Here is a 22665-nt window from a genome sequence, read left to right on the forward strand (position 1 = left end):
CGATCAGGATCCGCGCTTGTCCACCGAGCCGCGGCGCGCCGGGCCGCCGGCCATCTGACGGAACCACTTGCGGTGATGCCGGTAGGCCCAGCCGCCCGTGACCGTGCCGCGGACCATCGCCCGGCCGGTGCCGCGCACCCAGATGCCGGCGTAGACGTGCACGACGATGATCGCGATGGCGATGACGGCGGCCAGCGAGTGCGCGAGCAGCGCCCAGCGCTGGGTCTCGATCGAGGTGAGGCCGCCGAAATAGGTGTTCCAGATCACGAGGCCGGTCACGAACATCACGCCGATCAGCGCGGTCTGGCCCCAGAACACGCCCTTCTGGCCGGCATTGTACTTGCCGAGTTCCGGCAGCCGGTCCTCGCGGTTGGTGACCACGTCGCCGATCTTCTTCGACCACTCGACATCGTCCTTGTTGGGGATGTTGAGCCGCCAGAAGCGCACGAACAGGAAGAGGAAGCTAATCGCCAGCGCCACGCCGAACCACGGGTGGACCGCCCGGGTCGCCTGCCCGCCGCCGAACAGGCCGGTCAGCGAGAACAGGTAGGGCGTGAACATCGCCAGCCCCGAGAGGGTCAGCAGGGTGAACAGGATCGCGGTGATCCAGTGATTCACGCGCTGCAGGCCGGTGTAGCGCGGGACGTACATCACCTCCGGCGCCTCGGACTTGGCGTGGTGGAGGGGGCGGGAATCGCCGTCCCGGACATCGTTCTGGATCGTCATCGGCCTTCACTCGCCTGACGGGGCCGCCCGTCGCGGCGGGCGGGCCGTGAAACTCGAAATCGGGTCTGGCGCCCGAGCCGTCTCCGCCCTGCCGAAACCGTTCGGCGCGGCGCTCCCTCCCCCCGCGGGGGAGGGAGACCGTCGCGTCTCAGTGCGGCCGGGCCTCGCCGCCATTCTCCCGGCGCTTGGCCTCGTCGTACTCGACCGCCTCTTCCTCCTCTTCGGGCACGACCTCGTTGGGGCCGGCCGTGACGTAGTGGAAGAAGCCCGCCACCGCCGCGAAGCCCATCGCGGCGAGACCGAACACCTTGGCACCACCCTTCCAGAAGGCGACCAGCGGCGAGATCTTCGGGTCGTTCGGCAGGCCCGCGTAGAGGTTCGGCTGGTCGGCGTGGTGCAGCACGTACATGACGTGCGTACCGCCGACCCCGGCCGGGTCGTAGAGGCCGGCATGGGCGAAGCCGCGCGACTTCAGGTCCTCGACGCGGTCGTGGGCCTGATCGATCATGGCTTGCTTGGTGCCGAACATGATCGAGCCGGTCGGGCAGGCCTTGGCGCAGGCCGGGGCCTGACCCACCGCCACCCGGTCCGAGCACAGAGTGCACTTGTACGCCTTGTGGTCGGTCTGGCTGATGCGCGGGATGTTGAAGGGGCAGCCCTTCACGCAGTAGCCGCAGCCGATGCAGTTCTCCTCGATGAAGTCGACGATGCCGTTGGAGTACTGCACGATCGCGCCGGGAGACGGGCAGGCCTTCAGGCAGCCCGGCTCGGTGCAGTGCATGCAGCCGTCCTTGCGGATCAGCCATTCGAGGTTGTTGGTCTCCGGGTTCTCGTACTCGGTGAACCGCATCAGGGTCCACGACTTCGGCGTGAGGTCGTGGGGGTTCTGGTAGGTGCCCGTGTTGACACCGATGTCGTCGCGCAGGTCGTTCCACTCCTCGCACGCCGACTGGCAGGCCTTGCAGCCGATGCACTTCGACACGTCGATGAGTTTGGCGACCTCCACCTGACGGCGGATCTCCGGTGGCGTCTCCGTGGAGGCGGAGCGCTGGCGGATGTCGAGGGAGCTGTAGTCAGCCATGTCTGCCGCTCCCCCTTACGCGACCGCGTCCGACGGAGGCGTGGTCGGCTCGATGTTCACGAGCCAAGCCTTGAACTCCGGCGTCTCGGTGTTCGCGTCGCCGACGACGGGCGTCAGCGAGTTCGGGTGCCATCCTTTCTTGGTGTGGCCCATGAAGCCCCAGTGCTGCGGGATGCCGACGACGTGGACGGGCTTGCCGTCGCAGATCAGCGGCTTGATCCGCTTGGTCACCACCGCCTTGGCCTTCAGGGAGCCGCGCTTCGACCAGACGCGGACCCAGCCGCCCTTGGCGATGCCCTTCTCCTTGGCGAGCTCCTCCGAGATCTCCACGAAGGCCTCCGGCTGGAGGATCGCGTTGATCCGGGCGTGCTTGGTCCAGCCGTGGAAGTGCTCGGTCAGGCGGTAGCTCGTCGCCGCGTAGGGGAACTCCTTCGCGTCGCCGAGGTCGGCGAGGTCGTCCTTGAAGATGCGGGACGCGGGCGCGCCCTTGATCTTCGGGAAGGCGAGGTTGGCCACCGGGGACTCGAAGGGCTCGTAGTGCGTCGGGAACGGCCCGTCGCGCATGAGGCCGCGGGTCCACAGGCGGGCGACGCCCTCCTGGTTCAGGATGAACGGGCCGACGCCCTTATCGGGGGCGACGGTGACGCCGTAATCCGGCACGTCGAAGCCGATCCACTGCTTGCCGTTCCACTCGATGAGCTTCTTCTTCTCCGACCACGGGCGACCCTCGGGGTCGCACGAGGCGCGGTTGTAGAGCACGCGCCGGTTGGCCGGCCACGCGAAGGCCCAGTTCGGCGCGATGCCGCGGTCGCCGGGGTCGGTGTTGTCCCGGCGGGCCATCATGTTGCCCTTCTCGGTGTAGCAGCCCGAGTAGATCCAGCAGCCGCAGGCGGTCGTCCCGTCGTCCTTGAGCTGGGCGAAGCCGTCGACCTGCTTGCCCGCCGGGATGATCGTCCCGTTGAGGTCCGGCGTCGGCGCCAGCGTGTAGCCGTTCAGCTCGCGGGCGAGCTCGGTCGGCGTCGGCGCCTCGGCGATCGCGTAATCCCACTTCAGATTGACGATCGGGTCCGGGAAGGCCCCGCCATCCTTCTTGTAGGCCGCCTTCATGCGGAGGAAGATCTCCGACATGATCTCGATGTCGGAGCGGCACTCGCCCGGCGCCTCCTGCGCCTGCCAGTGCCACTGCAGCCACCGGCTGGAGTTCGACAGCGAGCCTTCCTCCTCCACGAACAGGGTGGTCGGAAGCTCGAACACCTCAGTCTGGATCTTGGTCGGATCGACGTCGTTGTACTCGCCGTGATTCTCCCAGAACCGGGCCGTCTCGGTCTTGAGCGGATCCATCACCACGATGAACTTCATCTTGGAGAAGGCTTCCGTCATCTTGGCGCGATTGGGGAACGACAGCAGGGGGTTGAAGCCCTGGATGACGTAGCCGGTCATCTTGCCCTGCTTGGCGAGCTCGAACCCGCGCAGCACGTCGTAGGTCGGCACGTCGAGCTTGGGCAGGTAGTCGTACGCCCAGTCGTTCTCCTTGGTGGCCTTGTCGCCCCACATCGCCTTCTGGAACGAGACGAAGAACTTGTTGTAGTTCTGCCAGTAGCTCGTCTGCCCGGGACGCAGCGGCTTGAACTGCCGCTTGGCGATGTAGCTCGCGTAGTCGGGCTCCTTCTCCACCGGGATGTTCAGGTATCCGGGGATGAGGTTCGACATCAGCCCGATATCGGTCAGCCCCTGGATGTTGGAGTGACCGCGCAGGGCCTGCATGCCGCCGCCGAGCACGCCGATGTTCCCGAGCAGCGTCTGCACGATGCACATCGAGCGGATGTTCTGCGAGCCCTTGGAGTGATGGGTCCAGCCGAGCGCGTAGAGCGAGGCCATCGACTTCTCGGGGGAAGCCGTCGTCGCCATCAGCTCGCAGACCTTCAGGAAGGTCTCCCTGGGCGAGCCGCAGATCTTCTCGACCATCTCGGGCGTGTAGATCGCGAGATGCTTCTTCAGGAGCTGCATCACGCAGCGCGGATGCTGCATCGTCTCGTCGACCACGGCGTAGCCGTCGGGGCCGATCTCGTAGTCCCAGGTGGTCTTGTCGTAGTCGCGCTTGTCGGCGTCGTAGCCCGTGAACAGCCCCTCGCTGAAGTCGTAGCCCTCGCGGACCACGTACCCGGCGTTGGTGTAGGCGGAGACGTAGCGGTGCTGCAGCTTGTCGTTGTCGAGCAGGTACTTGGCCACCCCCGACAGGAACGCGATGTCGGTCCCCTGCCGGATCGGGCAGTAGAGATCGGCCACCGACGCCGTACGGGTGAAGCGCGGATCGACGACGATCAGCTTGGCATTGTTATGGGCTTTCGCCTCCACGACCCACTTGAAGCCGCAGGGGTGAGCCTCGGCGGCATTGCCGCCCATCACGGTGATCACGTCCGCGTGCTTGATGTCCATCCAGAGGTTGGTCATCGCACCGCGTCCGAAGGAGGGCGCCAAACTGGCGACCGACGGACCGTGTCAAACTCTGGCCTGATTATCGAAGACCAGGGCCCCCATGCTTCGGACTGTCTTGTAGGTCAGCCAGGCCGTCTCGTTGGTGGTGGCCGAGGCCCCGAGGAAGCCCATCGTGGTCCACCGGTTGACCGTGAGGTCGCCGTTCTTGGCCACGAAGTTCTTGTCCCGGTCCTCCTTCATGAGCTGCGCGATGCGGTCGAGGGCGAAATCCCAGGACACGCGCTTGAACTCGGAGGAACCCGGGGCGCGGTGGAGCGGGTACTTGGTGCGGGTCTCGGCGTGCACGAAGTCGAGCAGCGCCGAGCCCTTCGGGCAGAGCGTGCCGCGGTTGACCGGATGATCCGGGTCGCCCTCGATGTGCATGACCGAGGAGCGCGCGTTCTTCGAACGGTCCCCCAGGCTGTAGAGGATCACGCCGCACGCGACCGAGCAGTACGGACAGGTGTTGCGGGTCTCGCGCATCTGCGCGAGCTTGAACGGCCGCACCGCGGCGGCCATGGCGGGCTCGAGTCCGCCGAATCCGAGCGCGCCCAGCGAGCCGCCAGCGAGGCCGGCGCCGGCCCCCTTGAGCAGGCCACGCCTTGAGACCTGGACCGTCATCTCCGCTCCGTAAAAGCGATCTGGTATAATTCCAAGCTGTCCCAAAAAAGCGTGCGCGAGGCAAGTGCGGTTGCGTGACACAGCAAGTTGCCGTGTCTCAGCCGAAGCAACACGTTTGTCGCACCGGCATCATCCTGCATGAGAACGGTTTTTTTACTTGCTGGGATTGGCCGGATTGGCGCCTGACGGGCCGGCCGTGCGGTGCTCCAGGGGCGCCTGCGGCTCGGTAGCGGAGGTGCCGCCGGGCTGGGCCGGCGGCACGGGACGGTCGGCATTCTCCTTGATCGAGTTGCCGCCCGGGTCCGGCGCGTCCTTGGCGGCCGACTGCTCCCGCGGCACCGGGGCCTGGCTCCAGCCGTCCTGCGCGCTGCGGGACTTGTCGCCCATCGCGTCGACGCCCTTGATCTCGCCCGGTTTCGTCTGCGCGAGACAGGGCGACGCCACCGTCGCGAGACCGAGGAGCAGCGACATCATCAGGGGAATCGAGCGGGACACGGGGCGCCTCCTGGCAGCAGGGGGAATGCGGGAGAATGGCAGCAGGGGATGAACAGCGGGGAATGCCCGGGCAACGTAGCCTTCGCGGCGGCAGTTCCGGCCTGCGACACCGACCCGGCACGGGGCACCGGGGTCGCGTGGCGGAAGCGCGGCCGCGGCGGTGACGGCTCCTTAACCAAACCTTGCAACCGTACGTGTCCACAGGTGCGAGGATTTCCCGGTCATGTCGAAGCCGCATCCCGAACGCCCCTGCGAGACCGAGCGGTCGGTCGACGCGCCGCCGCTGAGCTCCGACATCCGGCGCCATCTCGGCCAGAACCTGCGCGCGCTCTTCACCGACACGCTGGCGGCCCCGGTCGACAAGCGGCTGGAGGCCCTGATCGCCCGGCTCGACAAGCCGAAGCGCTGACCCGGACCGCCGCCGACAGGGGAGCGGAGGATCGCCGTCTTGCGGGCAACCGCGTGCGGCGCGAACCGCCGACGGCTATCGCCGGCCCGCAGAATGCCGCCCGATGTGCGCTAGAGCACTTAAGATCGTTCGTTCTGAGAAACCCGATTCCGCGCACGAAATCTTCTCCATCGGCGGCGTCGCAGAGAAGATCCATGCGTTCTGATCGTCTACCACCCTGAGTTATCTTGCATTTCCGGCACGATCGTCGATCCTGATCACGTTACGGCATCACGCGGGTCCACACCCGAGGCTTGACTTCGTTCGGTAAAAAGAACGATTTCGCGCCTCCCGGGGACGCCTGTCCCCTGCGTCGCAACCGCGGATGGCTGGGGGATCGGACGTGATGACGAACGCTTCAGGTCTGGGCCGGATGGCTCGGGCGATCGGGCTGACCCTTCTGGCCGGAGCCGGCCTGCTGACCTGCGCGCTGCCGGCCGCGGCCGAGACCGCGCTCCTCAACGTCTCGTACGACCCGACCCGCGAGCTCTACCGCGAGATCAACGCCGCCTTCGCGGAGGAGTGGAAGGCGAAGACCGGCGAGGCCATCACGGTGCGGGCCTCGCACGGCGGCTCGGGCGCGCAGGCGCGCACGGTGATCGACGGGGTGGACGCCGACGTGGTCACCCTCGGCATCCCGTCCGACATCGACGCGATCGCCAAGCTCACCCACAAGATCCCCGAGGATTGGCGCAGCAAGCTGCCGAACCAGGGGACGCCCTACACCTCGACGGTGGTGTTCCTGGTCCGGAAGGGCAACCCGAAGGGCGTCAAGGACTGGGACGACCTGGTCAAGCCCGACGTGAAGGTGATCACCCCGAATCCGAAGACCTCGGCCGGCGGGCGCTGGAACTTCCTCGCCGCCTGGGGCTACGCCTACGGGAAGGACAAGGACGCCGCGAAGGCCGACGCCTTCGTCGGGCAGGTCTACAAGAACGTGCCGGTGCTCGACACCGGCGCCCGGGGCTCGACCGTGACCTTTGCGCAGCGCGGCCTCGGCGACGTCCTGCCGACCTGGGAGAACGAGGCCTACCTCGTGCTCCAGGAGTTCGGCGCCGACAAGTTCGACATCGTCTCGCCGCCGACCTCGATCTACGCCGAGCCGCCTGTGTCCCTGGTGGCGGTCAATGCCGAGCGGAAGGGCACCACGAAGGCGGCCCAGGCCTATCTCGACTTCCTCTACAGCGACCGCGCCCAGGCGATCTTCGCCAAGCACCATTACCGGCCGATCCGCCGGGAGGCGGCCGCCCCGGCGGACCTCGCCCAGCTGCCCGAGATCAAGCTGTTCAAGATCGAGGACCTCCAGGGATCCTGGGACCAGATCCAGAAGCGGAACTTCGACGCCGGCGGCCTGTTCGACCGTCTGAGCCGGGCCGGCCGCTGAGGCATCAGATCATGGTCCAGACGCCCCGTCCCCGTCGGACATTCCGACGGCCGAGCGTGATCCCGGGCTTCGGGATCAGCTTCGGCTACACGCTGACCTGCCTCGGCCTGATCGTCCTGCTGCCGCTGGCCGGACTGGTGGTGAAGGCCTCGGGGCTCGGCCTGTCGGGCATCTGGGAGGTCGCCACCGATCCGCGGGTCGCCAGCGCCCTGCGGATCAGCTTCGGCGTCTCGGCCATCGCGGCGCTCGTCGCATCGGCCTTCGGCTTCCTGGTGGCCTGGGTGCTGACCCGCTACCGCTTCCCGGGCCGCAAGCTGGTCGACGCCGCCGTCGACCTGCCCTTCGCCTTGCCCACCGCGGTCGCCGGCATCGCGCTCGCCTCGCTCTACGCGCCGGACGGTCTGCTCGGCGCGCCGCTCGCGCGCCTCGGCATCCAGGCGGCCTACACGCCGGTCGGCATCTTCATCGCCATGGTGTTCATCGGCCTGCCCTTCGCGGTGCGGACCGTGCAGCCGCTGATCGCCGAGATCGACAAGGAGATCGAGGAGGCCTCGGCCACCCTCGGGGCGACGCGCCTCGTCACCCTCACCCGGGTGGTGCTGCCGCCCCTGATCCCGGCGGTGCTTACCGGCTTCGCGCTCGCCTTCGCCCGGGGTGTCGGCGAGTACGGCTCGATCATCTTCATCGCCGGCAACCTGCCCTACGTGTCGGAGATCGCGCCGCTGCTCATCGTCATCAAGCTCTCCGAGTTCGACTACGGCGGCGCGGCGGCCATCGCGACGATCATGCTCGGGATCTCGTTCCTGACGCTGCTCGCCATCAACCTCATCCAGGCCTGGTCACGGCGGCGGTTCGGCTATGTCTGAGATCTTCTCCCCCGCCTTCGTGCCGGCCGCCAAGCCGGCCCCGGTCGCCTCGGAAGGGGTCGGCGTCCGCGCGGTCCTGATCGGGATCGCCGTGGCGTTCCTGGCGCTGTTCCTGGTGCTGCCGCTGTTCGCGGTCTTCCTCCAGGCCTTCTCCAAGGGGCTCGGGGCCTTCCTGGACGCGTTCCGGGAGCCCGACGCCTGGAGCGCGATCCGCCTGACGCTGACCGTGGCGGCGATCGCGGTGCCGTTCAACGTCGTGTTCGGGCTGGCCGCCTCCTGGGCGATCGCCAAGTTCGAGTTTCCCGGCAAGGCGCTGCTGATCACCCTGATCGACCTGCCGTTCTCGGTCTCTCCGGTGGTCTCCGGCCTGATCTACGTGCTGCTGTTCGGGTCCCAGGGCCTGTTCGGCTCCTGGCTCCTCAACCACGGCGTCCAGATCCTGTTCGCCCTGCCGGGGATCGTCCTGGCGACGGTGTTCGTGACCTTCCCGTTCGTCGCCCGCGAGCTGATCCCGCTGATGCAGGAGCAGGGCACCGCCGAGGAGGAGGCGGCGCTGACGCTCGGCGCCTCGGGCCTGCACGCGTTCCGGACGGTGACGCTGCCCAATATCCGCTGGGGCCTGCTCTACAGCGTGCTCCTCTGCAATGCCCGGGCGATGGGCGAATTCGGAGCGGTGTCGGTGGTGTCGGGCCACATCCGCGGCCTGACCAACACCATCCCACTCCACGTGGAGATCCTCTACAATGAGTACAACTTCGTCGCCGCATTCGCCGTCGCTTCGCTCCTCGCCGTCCTTGCCCTCATCACCCTCGTCCTCAAATCCGTCCTCGAATGGCGCTTCGCGGGTGAGCTCGCGCACGGCCGGGCACACTGATCGCCCCTCCACGGCGATCCGGGTCGAGAACGTCTCGAAGACGTTCGACACGGCGGCGGTGCTGCACGACCTGTCGCTGGACGTGCGGGCGGGCGAGCTGATCGGGCTCCTCGGCCCGTCGGGCTCGGGCAAGACGACGCTGCTGCGGATCATCGCCGGGCTCGACGCGCCGGACCGGGGCCGGATCCTGTTCGGCGGCGACGACGCCACCGGCCTGCCGGTGCAGGAGCGGGCCGTGGGCTTCGTGTTCCAGCACTACGCCCTGTTCAAGCACATGAGCGTGGCCGACAACATCGCCTACGGGCTGAACGCGCGGCGCCGCGCCGACCGGCCGGCCAAGGCCGAGATCAAGCGCCGGGTCGGCGACCTGCTCGACCTGATCCGCCTCTCCGGCTTCGGCGACCGCTACCCGTCGCAGCTCTCCGGCGGCCAGCGGCAGCGGGTGGCGCTCGCCCGGGCCCTCGCGGTCGAGCCGCGGGTTCTCCTGCTGGACGAGCCCTTCGGCGCGCTCGACGCCCAGGTCCGCAAGGACCTGCGCCGCTGGCTGCGCGAGATCCACGACCGCACCGGCCAGACCACGATCTTCGTCACCCACGACCAGGACGAGGCGCTGGAGCTGTCCGACCGCGTGGCCGTGCTCGATCGCGGCCGCCTGGAGCAGGTCGGCACCCCGGACGAGGTGCAGGAGAACCCGGCCTCCGCCACCGTGATGAAGTTCCTGGGCGATTCCGTCGAGGTGGAGGCGATCGCCGAGGGCGGCCGGGTGCTGGTCCGGGGCCGGGAGACGCCGGTCGCCGCGCCCGCCAGCCTGTTCGGCCCGGTCAAGCTCTACGTCCGGCCCTGGCAGCTGCAGCTCGCCGAGCCCGAGGCCGCGCACCTGTCGGGCACCGTGCGCAGCTCGTACCGGACGCAGGGGCGCCAGCGGATCGAGGTGGCCGACGCTGAGGGGCGCGTCCTCGCCGTGGAGGATTTCGACGGCGTGCGCTACCCGGCCGGCCACCCGGTCGGCCTGCGGATCAACGGCGGGCACGTGTTCGGGTGAGGCTCGCCAGCGGCCGCGCGGCACCCTAGGCTCCCGACCATGACCGTACCGAGTCGCGAACCCGCCTCCGACGTCCTGGCCGCCATCGGCCAGACGCCGCTGATCCGCCTGCGCCGCGCCTCCGAGGAGACCGGCTGCACCATCTACGGCAAGGCGGAGTTCCTAAATCCCGGCCTGTCGGTGAAGGACCGGGCGGCGCTCTCGATCGTGCGGGACGCGGAGGCGCGGGGCCTGATCCGCCCGGGCGGCACGATCGTCGAGGGCACCGCCGGCAACACCGGCATCGGTCTCGCCCTGGTGGCCTCGGTGCGCGGCTACCGGACGCTGATCGTCATCCCGGTCACCCAGTCCGAGGAGAAGAAGCAGACCCTGCGGCTCGCGGGCGCCCGGCTGGTGGAAGTGCCGGCGGTGCCCTTCGCCAACCCGAACAACTACGTCCACGTGGCCCGGCGGCTCGCGGAGAAGCTCGCCGCCACCGAGCCGGCGGGCGCCTTCTTCGCCGACCAGTTCGACAACGTCGCCAATCGGCAGGCACATGTCGACGGCACCGGCCCGGAGATCTGGGCGCAGACCGGTGGCCGGGTCGACGGCTTCGTCTGCGCGGCCGGCACCGGCGGCACGCTGGCCGGCACCGCCGAGGCCCTGCGCGCCCGCAACCCGCAGGTGCGGATCGCGCTGTCGGATCCGGAGGGCTCGGCCCTCTACGCCCACTACACGACCGGCACCCTGAAGGCCGAGGGCTCCTCGATCACCGAGGGGATCGGCCAGGGGCGGATCACCCGGAACCTCGAGGGCTTCACCCCCGACCGCGCCTTCCGGATCCCGGACCGCGAGGCTCTCGACATCGTCTTCGGGCTGATGCAGGAGGAGGGGCTGTCGCTGGGCGGCTCGTCGGGCATCAACGTCGCCGGGGCGATCCGGCTGGCCCGGGACCTCGGGCCCGGTCACACGATCGTGACGATCCTCTGCGACGGGGCGGCCCGCTACGCCTCGAAGCTGTTCAGCCCGGCCTTCCTCACCGAGCGCGACCTGCCGGTTCCCGGCTGGCTCGACGCGCCCGCGGACGCTCTGCCGGACTGGCACGCCTGAGGCCGGGGTCTCATCCGGAATTTTCCTCACAAAAGCGTGGCTTGGCGTTGAACGGAACGGAATGTCGCAGCGTTTGAACGGTCACGCTCGCACCAGCGCGACCGTCCGGAGAACGCGACCGATGTCCCTCGTCACCATCCTGCTCATCATCCTGATCATTCTGGCCTTCGGCGGCGGCGGCTTCCTCGGCGGCGGCGCGTATCGCGGCCCCGGCTTCGGCCTGGGCGGCATCCTGCTCATCGTGCTGATCGTGCTCCTGGTCACCGGGCGGCTCTGAGCGGCGGCCCGTCGCCTGGGCGGACGGCTCGTCCGCCCAGGCTCGTGAACGCTGGCGGATCCCGCGCGAGCGACAGGGGATCCGCCGCGCGATCCGCATCTCAGCGGCAGGTGATCCCCACCACGGCAGGCGCGACCGCGCTGGGCCCGCCACCCGAATGCGGCGCCGCCGCGGCGATGCCCTGGGCGGCGAGGAAGGCGGAGATCGCCCGCGCCGAAACGACCGGCAGGCGTGCCGGCGGCACCACCCCGGCGACCCGGCGCGGCGCCGCGGGATAGCGGGCGACGAGACCGACGAGGGCCCCCGACCGGTCCAGCACCGGCGCGCCGCCGGAACCCGGCTGGAGCGCCGCGATCACGTCGCCGCCCCGCGCCTCACCGGGAGCGGCCTGGACCCCGTCCGCACCCGGCGCCAGGGCGATCACGCTCTCCTCGGCACCGACGGGCTCGGTCCGGAGCGCGGGCCGGAGCGGGGCGGGGGCGCCGGGCACATCGAGGAGGGCGAGGCCGGCGGGATCGGTGGCGAGCACCCGCGCCGATGCCGCGCCGATCCTGGGCTGGGCGCAGCCCTCCAGCACGGCGGCGGCGGTCAGCACGCGTCCTGGCGCCACCGCGAGACCCGCGCCCGAGGCCGGCGCGGGGGAGAGGCTCGCCGGCCTCAGCGGCGCGGCCTGCGGCTGGGGCGCCGGGTGGGCGGCGGCGCGGGCCGCCGGCGCCAGACCCGGGGGTAGCTGCGCGGCCGGCGCCGCGGCAGGATCGGGAAACGGCACGAAGGCGTTCGCCACGGCGATCACGAGCCGGTCGACCTCCGGCGCCAGGGCGCGATCGTAGCCGAGCAGGAACCCACGCACGCCCTCCGGTCCGGACGCGTAGCGGATGTAGGACAGTCCCGGCCCGGTCTCGGCGGTGACCACCACGGTGTCCGGCCGCCGCAGCTTGTAGGTCACCTTGCGGCCGGGGAGCGGCGCGGTCGCCTTCTCGAACAGCGCGTCGAGGCTCTCGGCCCCCGGCGGGAAGGCGCGGGATTCCAGGGTGACGCGGCCGTTCTGGCTCTGCCAGCGGGTTCCGGAGGGCAGGGCGGTCCGTCTCGCCAGGAGCCTCTCGGGCACGCCCATCACGGCGCCGGTCCCGGGATCGACCGCGACGCGGAAGCGCGCCGCGTTCCGCGCCGCCGCGCCGGCGGCCAGGAGCGCCGCCCGGCCGCGCGGATCGAGGGGGTCGGCCCCGCCGGTCCGGGCGCCGTAGGCGGTGAGCGCCTCGAAGGTCCGGCGCCCGAAGGCCCCCGACACGACGGCGTTGAAATCGCCGGTCCAGACCAGGGCGTCCTGGACGGCCTTGCGGTCGGCCTCCGGCAGGGCCTCGAAGCCCGCCCGCATCGCCTCGAAGACGGGGTCGGCCGGCGCGCCGGCCGCCGGCGCGGGTCTGGGGGCGGCCCGGGCGGGCGCCGGCCGGTCCTGGGCCCCGACAGGCCCGGTGCCGAGAACGATCAGGATCGCGAGGGCCGTCGCGCGCCGGGCGCGGCCGCGCAGGGTATCCGGGTTCCGACACCGCGACGCGTCACCCGAATCCATGCCCGCCCCCGACCCGCTTTGCACCGCGTCGTCCCGATCCTGGCAGAGGCCGCCGCGACAGGCCAGATCAATCCGGTGCCGGGCCGGTGTCGGCCCGGTCCCGGCAGCCGTGCGTCCGGCGCCGCGATGCGCTACAGGGCGGATGTCCGGCCCTGGGCGGCGGCCGGATCCCGGGTCGGTCGTCCGGCCACGCGATGCCGCCACGGTTCGACGCGGAGCCCGGCATGAGCGACACGAACAACACCTTCAAGAAGGCGCCCAAGCGCAAGGCCGCCAAGGGCAAGAGCATCAGCGTCTCGCCGGAGATGCGGCAGGCCTACGCCGACCTGATCCAGGAGCGCGCCGAGAAGCAGGAGGCCTACGGCCGCCACCTGCCGCAGGACGAGACGCGGCGGCGGTAGCGCGGCCCGGAGAAGCGCCGGCCCGCATCGGCCTCAGCGCTTGCGCACGAACTCGGTGCGCAGCACGAGGCCCTTGATGGTGTCGTGGCGGCAGTCGATCTCCTCCGGATCGTCCGTGAGCCGGATCGACCGGATGACCGTACCCTGCTTCAGGGTCTGGTTCGCGCCCTTGACCTTGAGGTCCTTGATCAGCGTGACCGAATCGCCGTCGGCCAGGACGTTGCCGGCCGCGTCGCGGACGGCTCTCGCCTCGGCGGGCGCGGCCGCGGACCCGGGCGGGAGCCACTCGCCCGTCGCCTCGTCGTAGACGTAAGCCTCGTCGTCGCCGCTCAAAACCGTGCCCCCTGTCCGGATCGGGGCCGGGTCCTGTGAGGATCGCGTGGGCCCGTCATCAGCGCCCCGGCACACCGAATCGGTCGCCGAGTCGGCGCGGGACGCCGCGAGCCTAGCCGATCGGGCCGGCCCCGCGCGAGAGCGGGAACCGGCCCGACGGAGCGCCTTACCGCTTCAGCGGACCGGCCTCGATCACGTCCTCGACCGTGCGCAGGCCGGCGCGCGGGGAGTTGACGAGGCAGGCCATGTTGCCCGGCGGGTGCTGGTTCTTCCACATCTTGGTGTGGGCCTGGGGGATCTTGTCCCAGGGGAAGACCTCGCTCATGCACGGGTCGATCCGCCGGTCGAGCACGAACTGGTTCGCCGACGAGGCCTGCTTGAGGTGGGCGAAGTGCGAGCCCTGGATGCGCTTCTGCCGCATCCAGACGTAGCGGGCGTCGAAGGTGATGTTGAAGCCGGTCGTGCCGGCGCAGAACACCACCATGCCGCCGCGCTTCACCACCAGCGCCGAGACCGGGAAGGTCGCCTCGCCCGGATGCTCGAACACGATGTCGACGTCCTGCTTGCCGGTGATGTCCCAGATCGCCTTGCCGAACTTCCGCGCCTCCTTGGTCCAGGCGTGGAACTCGGGGCTGTTGACCTTGGGCAGCTGGCCCCAGCAGTCGAAGTCCTTGCGGTTGATGACGCCCTTGGCGCCGAGGCTCATCACGTAGTCGCGCTTCGACTCGTCCGAGATCACCGCGATGGCGTTGGCGCCCGAGGCCGCGCAGAGCTGCACGCCGAACACGCCGAGGCCGCCGGAGGCACCCCAGATCAGCACGTTCTGGCCCGGCTTCACCGTGTGCGGGGCGTGGCCGAACAGCATGCGGTAGGCGGTGGCGAGCGTCAGCGTGTAGCAGGCGGCCTCCTCCCAGGTGAGGTGCTTCGGCCGGACCATGAGCTGGCGGGACTGCACCCGGCAGAACTGCGCGAACGAGCCGTCGCCGGTCTCGTAGCCCCAGATCCGCTGCGAGGGCGAGAACATCGGGTCGCCGCCGTTGCACTCCTCGTCGTCGCCGTCGTCGCGGTTGCAGTGGACGATGACCTCGTCGCCGACCTTCCAGCGCTTCACCTTGGAGCCGACCTTCCAGACGATGCCGGAGGCGTCGGAGCCCGCGATGTGGTACTCGCCCTTGTGGACGTCGAAGGGCGAGATCGGCTCGCCGAGGCCGGCCCAGACGCCGTTGTAGTTGACGCCCGCCGCCATGACGTAGACCAGCACCTCGTCGTCGCCGATCTCCCAGACCGGCAGCACCTCGAGCTGGTGGGACTGTTCCGGGGGACCGTGCCGCTCGCGCCGGATCGCCCAGGCATACATCTTGGCCGGCACATGACCCAGCGGCGGGATCTCACCCATCTCGTAGAGGTCCTTGACCTCCCCGCCCGTCGGACTGATCGCAGCGCTCGCCGCCATCTCGCTCTCCTCTCGTCCCGCGTGTTTCTCACGGCCGCGGTTCTCCATCGCGCTATACCGGCGATGCCGGAGGCGTCCAAGTGGGCCGAAAGTCGAAAGCCGACGGTTTCCGACATGAAAAAAGCGCGAGCACAGGGCGCGCGACCACGTATTCAAAATCGGCTTTCCGGCAGACCAAGTATTATTCGGGGCCGGCCTCGGTCGCCCCGACCCCGAGACCTTGCCCGACTCCACCGCCGCGCGCCCGAGCTGCTCCGGGCCGTCCGGCGAGCACATGCACCTCTAAGTCATTGGTTCGACTTGCCCTCTCGCGCCTGAACAGCGGCAAGTCCCGCGAAGAACAGTTCAGGTGGACATTATACCAGCACTGATAAAGCGGATCGGGACCGTCGCGCGGCGCCGTCCGGACCGCGGGTGCGGGCGGCGCGCGAGCGGCGGCGCGCCGCGGCGCCTTCAAATCCCGCTGTTCCGGCGGGCAAGTTTTTTCATGAGCCGCGGATGCCCGCGCGGGCGTCTTGCACTTCCGTCCCGGATGACGCGTGCTCAAGCCTTCGCTACGGTGACCGCAAGGCCGCGCCCCGCGCGGATACAAAGATCACACGGAGGCGAGGAATGGGCGCGAGCGTCGCCGAGACCAGGAGCGACAAGTCGAGCCGCGACAAGCCCTGGATCATCCGCACCTACGCGGGGCACTCGACCGCGGCGGAGTCCAACAAGCTCTATCGGGGCAACCTCGCCAAGGGCCAGACCGGCCTGTCGGTTGCCTTCGACCTGCCGACCCAGACCGGCTACGACCCCGACCACGAGCTGTCCCGCGGAGAGGTCGGCAAGGTCGGCGTCTCGATCGCGCATCTCGGCGACATGCGGACCCTGTTCCAGGACATCCCGCTCGCCCAGATGAACACCTCGATGACGATCAACGCCACGGCCCCGTGGCTGCTGGCGCTCTACCTCGCGGTGGCCGAGGAGCAGGGCGCGCCGATCGCCGCCCTCCAGGGCACGACCCAGAACGACATCATCAAGGAGTACCTGTCGCGCGGCACCTACGTGTTCCCGCCCGCGCCGTCCCTCCGGCTCACCAAGGACGTGATCCTGTTCACGACCAAGAACGTGCCGAAGTGGAACCCGATGAACGTCTGCTCCTACCACCTGCAGGAGGCGGGGGCGACGCCGGTCCAGGAGCTCTCCTACGCGCTGGCCATCGCCATCGCGGTGCTCGACACCGTGCGCGAGGACCCCGAGTTCGACGCCGAGAGCTTCTCCGACGTCTTCGGCCGGATCTCGTTCTTCGTGAACGCGGGCCTGCGGTTCGTCACCGAGATCTGCAAGATGCGGGCGTTCTCGGAGCTCTGGGACGAGATCGCCCGGGAGCGCTACGGCATCGACGACCCGAAGAAGCGCATCTTCCGGTACGGCGTGCAGGTGAACTCCCTGGGGCTCACCGAGCAGCAGCCCGAGAACAACGTCCACCGCATCCTGATCGAGATGCTGGCGGTGACGCTGTCCAAGCGCGCCCGCGCCCGCGCGGTGCAGCTCCCGGCCTGGAACGAGGCGCTCGGCCTGCCGCGGCCCTGGGACCAGCAATGGTCCATGCGCATGCAGCAGATCCTGGCCTTCGAGACCGACCTCCTCGAATACGACGACATCTTCGACGGCAGCCACGTGATCGAGGCCAAGGTCGAGGAGCTGAAGGCGCAGACCCGCGCCGAGCTGGAGCGGATCGGCGGCATCGGCGGCGCGGTCGCGGCGGTGGAAACCGGGGCGCTCAAGCGCGCGCTGGTGGAGTCGAACGCGCGCCGGATCTCGGCCATCGAGGCCGGCGATCAGATCGTGGTCGGCGTCAACAAGTGGCAGCAGGGCGAGCCGTCGCCGCTCACGGCCGGGGAGGGGGCGATCTTCTCCGTCTCCGAGACCGTCGAGATGGAGGCGCAGAGCCGGATCCGCGAGTGGCGCGGCCGCCGCGACGAGAACGCCGTGGGCCAGGCCCTCGACGCCCTGGAGCAGGCGGCGCGCTCCGGCGCCAACATCATGCCGCCCTCGATCGAGGCCGCCAGGGCCGGCGTCACGACGGGCGAGTGGGGCGCGCGCCTGCGCGCGGTCTTCGGCGAGTACCGGGCGCCCACCGGCGTCACCGTGGAGACCGTCTCCAGCGGCGCGGCCGAGGAGGCCAAGCTCCTGATCGCCGATCTCGGCGAGCGGCTCGGCGAGACGCCGAAGCTCGTGGTCGGCAAGCCGGGCCTCGACGGCCACTCCAACGGCGCCGAGCAGATCGCGCTCCGCGCCCGGGACGTCGGCTTCGACGTCACCTACGACGGCATCCGCCAGACGCCGGCCGAGATCGTCGCGAAGGCCAAGGAGACCGGCGCCCACGTGGTCGGCCTGTCGATCCTGTCCGGCTCCCACGTGCCGCTGGTGCGGGAGGTCCGCGCCAAGATGCGCGAGGCCGGGCTCGACCACATCCCGGTGGTGGTCGGCGGCATCATCTCGCCGGAGGACGAGCTGGTCCTCAAGAACATGGGCGTGCGCGCCGTCTACACGCCGAAGGACTACGCCATCGACCAGATCATGGTCGGGCTCGCCAAGGTCGTGAAGAAGGGTCTGGATCGACGGGACGGCCCGGCGGATCCGCCGCGCGCCGAGGCCCAGGTCTACTAGCGGACCGAGCCTGCCCGGACCGCGCGCGGTCCGGGCAGGACCAAACAACCTTAATATTTCTCAGACAAGCATAGGCCCCGGTCCCAAGTGCGGGACCGGGGACGAATCCTATGCGCGCCGGTATCTCCATCGCGGCCAAGCTCGGCCTGTGTCTCGCGGCCCTGGTGCTGCTGATCGCCGCGACGAGCGGCCTCTCGCTGGCCGAGCTCGGCCGCATCGAGTCCGCCGCCGCGCAGCTGCGCGACACGCGCATCCCGGCCACCGACGCCCTCGGCCGGATCGGCATTAACTTCATGCGGCAGCGGGTCAACGCCGTCCGCCTGATCACCGCCGACACGCCCGCGCTGCGCGCAGAGGTCGCCGACCAGATCGCCAAGCGTGACGCGCTGCTCGCGGCCCAGTACGCCCGGTACGAGGCCCTGCCGCTGACCCAGCCCGAGCGCGAGGCCTACGCGGCCTTCCGCCAGCACGTGGCCACCTACGCCGAGCAGCAGCGGGAGGCGGTGGCCAAGGCCGAGGCGGGCGACGTTGCCGGCGGCCAGCGGATCTACAACACGGTGATGTCGGACAGCATCCGCGCCATCATGGCCGACTGGGAGAAGCTCGTCGCCCTGAACGGCGAAGGCTCGCAGGCGAGCGGCACGCTGATCGGGCAGACCTACGACGCCGCCAAGCGGAACGTGCTGGCGCTCGCCGGCCTCGCCCTGCTGGTGGCGCTCGGGGCCTTCGTGCTGGTGACCCGCGGCGTCAGCGGGCCGCTCCGCAAGATCGCCGCCGTCACGCAGCGCCTCGCGGCGGGCGACGCCGAGGTGGCGATCTCCGGGCAGGAGCGCCGCGACGAGATCGGGGCGCTCGCGGGCTCCGTGGTGGTGTTCCGCGACAACCTCGTCCGCGCGCGCGCCCTGGAGGCCGAGACGGCGCTGGCCCGCGCCGATGCCGAGACGCAGCGCCGGGCCGCGACCCGGGCCATGGCCGACGCCTTCGAGCAGGCGGTGGGCGGCATCGTCGGCGGCGTGTCGGCGGCCGCGACCGAGCTGGAGGCCACCGCCCGGACCCTGACCGGCAGCGCGACCGAGGCCGCCGGGCAGTCCGGCACCGTCGCGGGCGCCGCGAGCGACGCCGCCGCCAACGTCAACACCGTCGCGGCCGCCGCCGAGGAGCTCGGCTCCTCGGTGCAGGAGATCGGCCGGCAGGTCAGCAGCTCGGCGGAGCTCGCGCGGGTCGCGGTCGCCGAGGCGACCAACACGGTGGCGCTGGTCCAGGACCTGAGCGGCGCGGCCGCGAAGGTCGGCGACGTGGTGGCGCTGATCTCCGGGATCGCGGCCCAGACCAACCTGCTGGCGCTCAACGCCACGATCGAGGCGGCGCGCGCCGGCGCCGCGGGCCGCGGCTTCGCGGTGGTGGCCTCGGAGGTCAAGGCGCTCGCCGAGCAGACCGCCCGGGCCACCGAGGAGATCACCGGCCAGATCGGCCGGATCCAGTCCTCCACCGGGCAGGCGGCGTCGGCGATCGACGGGATCGGCCGGCGCATCCGCGAGATCGACGGCGTGGCCTCCAGCATCGCGGCCGCCGTGGAGCAGCAGGGCGCGGCCACGCAGGAGATCGTCCGCAACGTCGCGGAGGCGGCCGCCGGCACCGGCGCGGTGACCGGCACCATCGCGAGCCTCGCCCAGTCCGCCGAGGAGACGGGCGCCGCCGCCGCCCAGGTGCTCGGGGCCGCGAGCGAGATGTCGCGCCAGTCCGAGCATCTCGGGGCCGAGGTCGCGCGCTTCCTCGCCACGGTGCGGGCGGCGTAACCCCCTCACGGTCGGGCGGCGGATCGCGTAGGACGGCGCCATGCCGCCCGACGTGCCGCCCGCCCTGTCCGCCCTCCCGTCCGCCCTGACCGCGATCCTGCTCCTGGCGGTGCCCCTCGCCGCGGCGCTCTCGGCGGGCCTGATCCTGCGCCTGCGCCCGCTGCTGCAGCGCTACGCCCTGGCCCGGCCGAACGCCCGCTCCAGCCACACCGTGCCGACCCCGCAGGGGGGCGGGATCGCCGTGGTGACGGCGCTGGTCACGATCTCGGGCCTGCTGATCGCGGCGCCGGAGATCGGCGGCCGGCCGGACTGGATCTGGCTCGCCGCCGGCGCCCTGGCCCTGGCTCTCCTCGGCGCCGTGGACGACGTCCGGCCGCTGCCGGCCGCCCTGCGGCTCGCCGTGCAGGCCGTCGTGGTCGGCCTGCTGGTCTGGCACCTGGACGGGCGCCTGCTGCCCGGCCTGCCGCTCTGGCTGGAGCGCGGCCTCGCGCTGCTGGCCGGCCTGTGGTTCGTCAACCTGACGAACTTCATGGACGGGCTCGACTGGATGACGGTGGCGGAGATCGTCCCGGTGGCGGGCGCGCTCCTGCTCATCGGCCTCGCCGGGCACCTGCCGCCGCTGCCGACCCTGGTGGCGGCGAGCCTGCTGGGCGCGGTGCTGGGCTTCGCGCCGTTCAACCGGCCGGTCGCGCGGCTCTTCCTCGGGGATGTCGGCTCGCTGCCGGTCGGGCTCGTCACCGCGTGGCTGCTGTGCCAGCTCGCCCTGGCGGGCGGGCTCGCCGCCGCCCTGCTGCTGCCGCTCGTCTACCTCGCCGATGCCAGCCTGACCCTCGCCGCGCGGGCGGCGCGGGGCGAGCGGATCTGGGAGGCGCATCGCGGGCACTATTACCAGCGGGCCACCGTCAACGGGCTCACCGTGCCCGGCGTGGTCGGACGGGTGTTCGCGGCCAATCTCGCCCTGGCGGCGCTCGCCGCCGCGACCTTGTTTTGGCCGTCCTGGCCGGTCACGCTCGCCGCATCGGCCGCCGGGCTCGCCCTGGTCGCCGCCCTGCTCCGCCGCTTCGCCCGCGCCCCGGCGCCGGCCCCCGCCGAAGGTGCCGCCCAGCCGTGACAGAGGCCGCCCAGCCGTGACCGGACTCATCGCGCTCACCGGGGCGACCGGCTTCATCGGCCGCCACCTGCTCGCCGACCTCACCGCGCGCGGCTACCGGGTCCGCGTGCTGCTGCGCCGGCCCACGACCGTGCCGGAGGGCGCGGCGAGCGCGGTCGTCGGCGACCTGACCCGCCCGATCAACATGGCGGCGGCCCTCAGCGGCGTCGACGCGGTGGTTCACTCGGCCGGCCTCGCCCACGCCAATCTCGGTCCGGCGGCGTCGGGGGCACCGGAGGACGACTACCGCACGCTCAACACCGAGGCGACGCGCCGGCTGGCGGAGGCCGCGGCGCGCGCGAAGGTGCGCCGCTTCGTGTTCCTGTCGTCGATCCGCGCGCAGGTCGGGGCGAGCGCGCCGGGCGTGGTCGGGGAGGGCGATCCGCCCCGGCCCACCGACGCCTACGGCCGCTCCAAGCTGGAGGCCGAGGCGGCGCTCGCCGAGACCGGCCTGGACTGGGTCGCGCTGCGCCCGGTCCTCGTCTACGGCGCCGGCGTGAAGGGCAACATGGCCGCGCTCCTGCGGCTGGCGCGCAGTCCCTACCCGCTGCCGCTGGGCGGCCTCGCGGCGCGGCGCTCGCTGATCGCGCTGGAGAGCCTGTCGGGTGCCGTGGACGCGGTGCTGGGGGCGCCCGCCCCCCTGAACCGCGCCCTCGTCGCGGCCGACCCGGACCCGCTCAGCCTGCCCGAGATGATCGCGGCGCTGCGCCGGGGCCTCGGCCGCGGCCCGGGCCTCGTCCCGGTCCCGGCTGGGCTCCTCCGGCTGGCCTGCCGGCTGACCGGCCGGGACGCGCAGTTCGCCCGCGTCGCCGAGGGTCTCGTCGCCCGCGCCGACGGGCTCGCGTCCCTCGGCTGGCGGCCGGCCGGGCCGACCCGCGACGGGCTCGCCCGGCTGGCCCGCGACGGCGGCTGAACGCGGGGCTGCCTCAGCGGCCCGCGTAGATGTCGGTGATCTTGCCGAGCAGCGACAGGGCGTCCGCCTTCGAGCGCTGGAACGCGTTGCGGCCCACGATCGAGCCGAATCCGCCGCCCGCCTGGATGGCGCGGATCTCGTCGAGGAAGCTGGCCTCCTCCGCCTGGGCGCCGCCGGAGAAGATCACGATCCGCCGGCCGTTGAAGGCGCACTGCACCACGTGGCGGACGCGCTCGGCCGCCGTGCCGATCGGGATGCCGGTCGATTCGTAGACCTTCTTCGCCGCCGGCTGCTCGATATGGGCCGAGGGCAGCTTCACCTTGATGATGTGGGCGCCGAGCTGCGCGGCGATCTGGGCCGCGTAGCCGATCACGTCGATGGCGGTCTCGCCCTCCTTCGACAGGGCCGATCCGCGGGCGTAGGACCAGATCACCACGGCGAGGCCGACGCTCTTGGCCTCCTCGGCGATCGCGCGGATCTGCCCGTACATGGCGTTGCGGTGGGCGGAGCCCGGGTAGATCGTGAAGCCGATGGCGCAGGCGCCGAGCCGCAGGGCGTCGGCCACCGAGCCGGTAATCGCCTGCTCGGGATCCTCCTCGTCGGCCAGGAGGTCGTGATCGTTGAGCTTCAGGATGAGCGGGATGCGCCCGGCATAGTCGCGCGCGCCCGCCTCCAGGAAGCCGAGCGGCGCCGCGTAGGCGTTGCACCCCGCCGCCAGGGCCAGCTCGAAATGGTAGTGCGGGTCGTAGGCCGGCGGGTTCGGGCCGAAGCTGCGGGCGGGCCCGTGCTCGAAGCCCTGGTCGACGGGCAGGATCAGCATCTTGCCGGTGCCGCCGAGCTTGCCGTGCTCCAGCATCCGGGCGAGGTTGGTGAGGGTCCCGGGGCTGTCGGCCCCGTACCACGACAGGATCTCGGTGACGCGGGCGGATCGGTCCATCGGGCAGCCTCCTGGCCAGAGACCGTCGCGCCGCGGATCGGGCCGCGGGCCGTGCTGCGGACGGCTCCCGGTCGGAACG

At 71.1% G+C, this 22665-nt stretch carries 20 protein-coding genes; 12 read left to right on the forward strand and 8 right to left on the reverse strand.

The annotated features are described in order from the left end of the window. Positions 1-3 precede the first annotated feature (3 nt). From BLW78_RS22685 to BLW78_RS22700, 4 genes are all read right to left on the reverse strand, one after another. A complete protein-coding gene (locus tag BLW78_RS22685; protein ID WP_091682268.1) occupies positions 4-726 on the reverse strand; it encodes a formate dehydrogenase subunit gamma in 723 nt (240 codons plus the stop codon). 148 nt (positions 727-874) lie between these two features. After that, positions 875-1807: a formate dehydrogenase subunit beta gene (gene fdxH / locus BLW78_RS22690; RefSeq protein WP_020092426.1), complete on the reverse strand. Its 933-nt coding sequence runs from the start codon at positions 1805-1807 to the stop codon at positions 875-877. Positions 1808-1822: 15 nt separating this feature from the next. Beyond that, positions 1823-4903, reverse strand: coding sequence for a formate dehydrogenase-N subunit alpha (gene fdnG / locus BLW78_RS22695; protein ID WP_091682269.1), 3081 nt, complete (start codon positions 4901-4903; stop codon positions 1823-1825). Between the two features lie 153 nt (positions 4904-5056). Beyond that, positions 5057-5398 carry a hypothetical protein gene (locus BLW78_RS22700; RefSeq protein WP_091682271.1) on the reverse strand — a complete coding sequence of 114 codons (342 nt, stop codon included), beginning with the start codon at positions 5396-5398 and terminating at the stop codon, positions 5057-5059. A gap of 223 nt (positions 5399-5621) precedes the next feature. On the opposite strand from BLW78_RS22700, the gene BLW78_RS22705 reads away from it, so the two are divergent. The 7 genes from BLW78_RS22705 to BLW78_RS22735 all read left to right on the forward strand — a co-directional run bounded on the left by BLW78_RS22705 (position 5622) and on the right by BLW78_RS22735 (position 11378). Further along, complete coding sequence (locus BLW78_RS22705) at positions 5622-5807, forward strand: hypothetical protein (RefSeq protein WP_042672044.1); 186 nt, start codon at positions 5622-5624, stop codon at positions 5805-5807. A gap of 412 nt (positions 5808-6219) precedes the next feature. Continuing rightward, positions 6220-7230: a sulfate ABC transporter substrate-binding protein gene (locus tag BLW78_RS22710; RefSeq protein WP_091682272.1), complete on the forward strand. Its 1011-nt coding sequence runs from the start codon at positions 6220-6222 to the stop codon at positions 7228-7230. Between the two features lie 11 nt (positions 7231-7241). Then, a complete protein-coding gene (gene cysT / locus BLW78_RS22715; protein WP_012318099.1) occupies positions 7242-8096 on the forward strand; it encodes a sulfate ABC transporter permease subunit CysT in 855 nt (284 codons plus the stop codon). Beyond that, positions 8089-8970 carry a sulfate ABC transporter permease subunit CysW gene (gene cysW, locus BLW78_RS22720; RefSeq protein WP_091682273.1) on the forward strand — a complete coding sequence of 294 codons (882 nt, stop codon included), beginning with the start codon at positions 8089-8091 and terminating at the stop codon, positions 8968-8970. The genes cysT and cysW overlap by 8 nt, the downstream gene beginning before the upstream one ends. Then, positions 8942-10012 (forward strand): sulfate/molybdate ABC transporter ATP-binding protein, encoded by a 1071-nt coding sequence (locus BLW78_RS22725; protein ID WP_234080988.1) that lies wholly within the window; start codon positions 8942-8944, stop codon positions 10010-10012. Before cysW ends, BLW78_RS22725 begins: the two co-directional genes overlap by 29 nt. A 39-nt stretch (positions 10013-10051) precedes the next feature. Further along, the gene (locus BLW78_RS22730; protein WP_091682274.1) at positions 10052-11101 is read left to right on the forward strand and encodes a cysteine synthase A; all 1050 of its coding nucleotides are present in this window, start codon (positions 10052-10054) and stop codon (positions 11099-11101) included. A 121-nt stretch (positions 11102-11222) separates the two neighbouring features. Beyond that, positions 11223-11378: a hypothetical protein gene (locus BLW78_RS22735; protein ID WP_007563230.1), complete on the forward strand. Its 156-nt coding sequence runs from the start codon at positions 11223-11225 to the stop codon at positions 11376-11378. 100 nt (positions 11379-11478) lie between these two features. Here the strand turns inward: BLW78_RS22735 and BLW78_RS22740 are convergent, their stop codons facing one another. Further along, positions 11479-12948: a serine protease family protein gene (locus tag BLW78_RS22740; RefSeq protein WP_091682275.1), complete on the reverse strand. Its 1470-nt coding sequence runs from the start codon at positions 12946-12948 to the stop codon at positions 11479-11481. Positions 12949-13172: 224 nt separating this feature from the next. On the opposite strand from BLW78_RS22740, the gene BLW78_RS31480 reads away from it, so the two are divergent. Beyond that, on the forward strand, positions 13173-13349 hold the full coding sequence (locus BLW78_RS31480) for a hypothetical protein (protein WP_012318104.1): 177 nt from the start codon (positions 13173-13175) through the stop codon (positions 13347-13349). 33 nt (positions 13350-13382) lie between these two features. Here BLW78_RS31480 and BLW78_RS22750 read toward each other — a convergent pair whose 3' ends face one another. Both BLW78_RS22750 and ccrA read right to left on the reverse strand, forming a co-directional pair. Next, entirely contained in the window at positions 13383-13682 is a 300-nt protein-coding gene (locus tag BLW78_RS22750; protein WP_020092438.1) for an alkylphosphonate utilization protein, read from the reverse strand. 166 nt (positions 13683-13848) lie between these two features. After that, positions 13849-15135, reverse strand: coding sequence for a crotonyl-CoA carboxylase/reductase (ccrA, locus tag BLW78_RS22755; RefSeq protein WP_042672037.1), 1287 nt, complete (start codon positions 15133-15135; stop codon positions 13849-13851). Between the two features lie 612 nt (positions 15136-15747). Here ccrA and BLW78_RS22760 point away from each other — a divergent pair. From BLW78_RS22760 to BLW78_RS22775, 4 genes are all read left to right on the forward strand, one after another. Continuing rightward, complete coding sequence (locus BLW78_RS22760; protein WP_091682276.1) at positions 15748-17790, forward strand: protein meaA; 2043 nt, start codon at positions 15748-15750, stop codon at positions 17788-17790. A 110-nt stretch (positions 17791-17900) separates the two neighbouring features. After that, positions 17901-19586 carry a methyl-accepting chemotaxis protein gene (locus tag BLW78_RS22765; RefSeq protein ID WP_091682277.1) on the forward strand — a complete coding sequence of 562 codons (1686 nt, stop codon included), beginning with the start codon at positions 17901-17903 and terminating at the stop codon, positions 19584-19586. A 40-nt stretch (positions 19587-19626) separates the two neighbouring features. Further along, positions 19627-20697, forward strand: a complete 1071-nt coding sequence (locus BLW78_RS22770; RefSeq protein ID WP_091682279.1) for an MraY family glycosyltransferase — start codon at positions 19627-19629, stop codon at positions 20695-20697. Between the two features lie 16 nt (positions 20698-20713). After that, entirely contained in the window at positions 20714-21649 is a 936-nt protein-coding gene (locus BLW78_RS22775; RefSeq protein WP_091682281.1) for an NAD-dependent epimerase/dehydratase family protein, read from the forward strand. A 13-nt stretch (positions 21650-21662) separates the two neighbouring features. Here BLW78_RS22775 and BLW78_RS22780 read toward each other — a convergent pair whose 3' ends face one another. After that, positions 21663-22586 carry a class I fructose-bisphosphate aldolase gene (locus BLW78_RS22780; protein ID WP_020092444.1) on the reverse strand — a complete coding sequence of 308 codons (924 nt, stop codon included), beginning with the start codon at positions 22584-22586 and terminating at the stop codon, positions 21663-21665. Positions 22587-22665: the final 79 nt, after the last annotated feature.

This window comes from Methylobacterium sp. 275MFSha3.1, from assembly GCF_900108435.1.
In the GTDB taxonomy this organism is placed as follows: domain Bacteria; phylum Pseudomonadota; class Alphaproteobacteria; order Rhizobiales; family Beijerinckiaceae; genus Methylobacterium.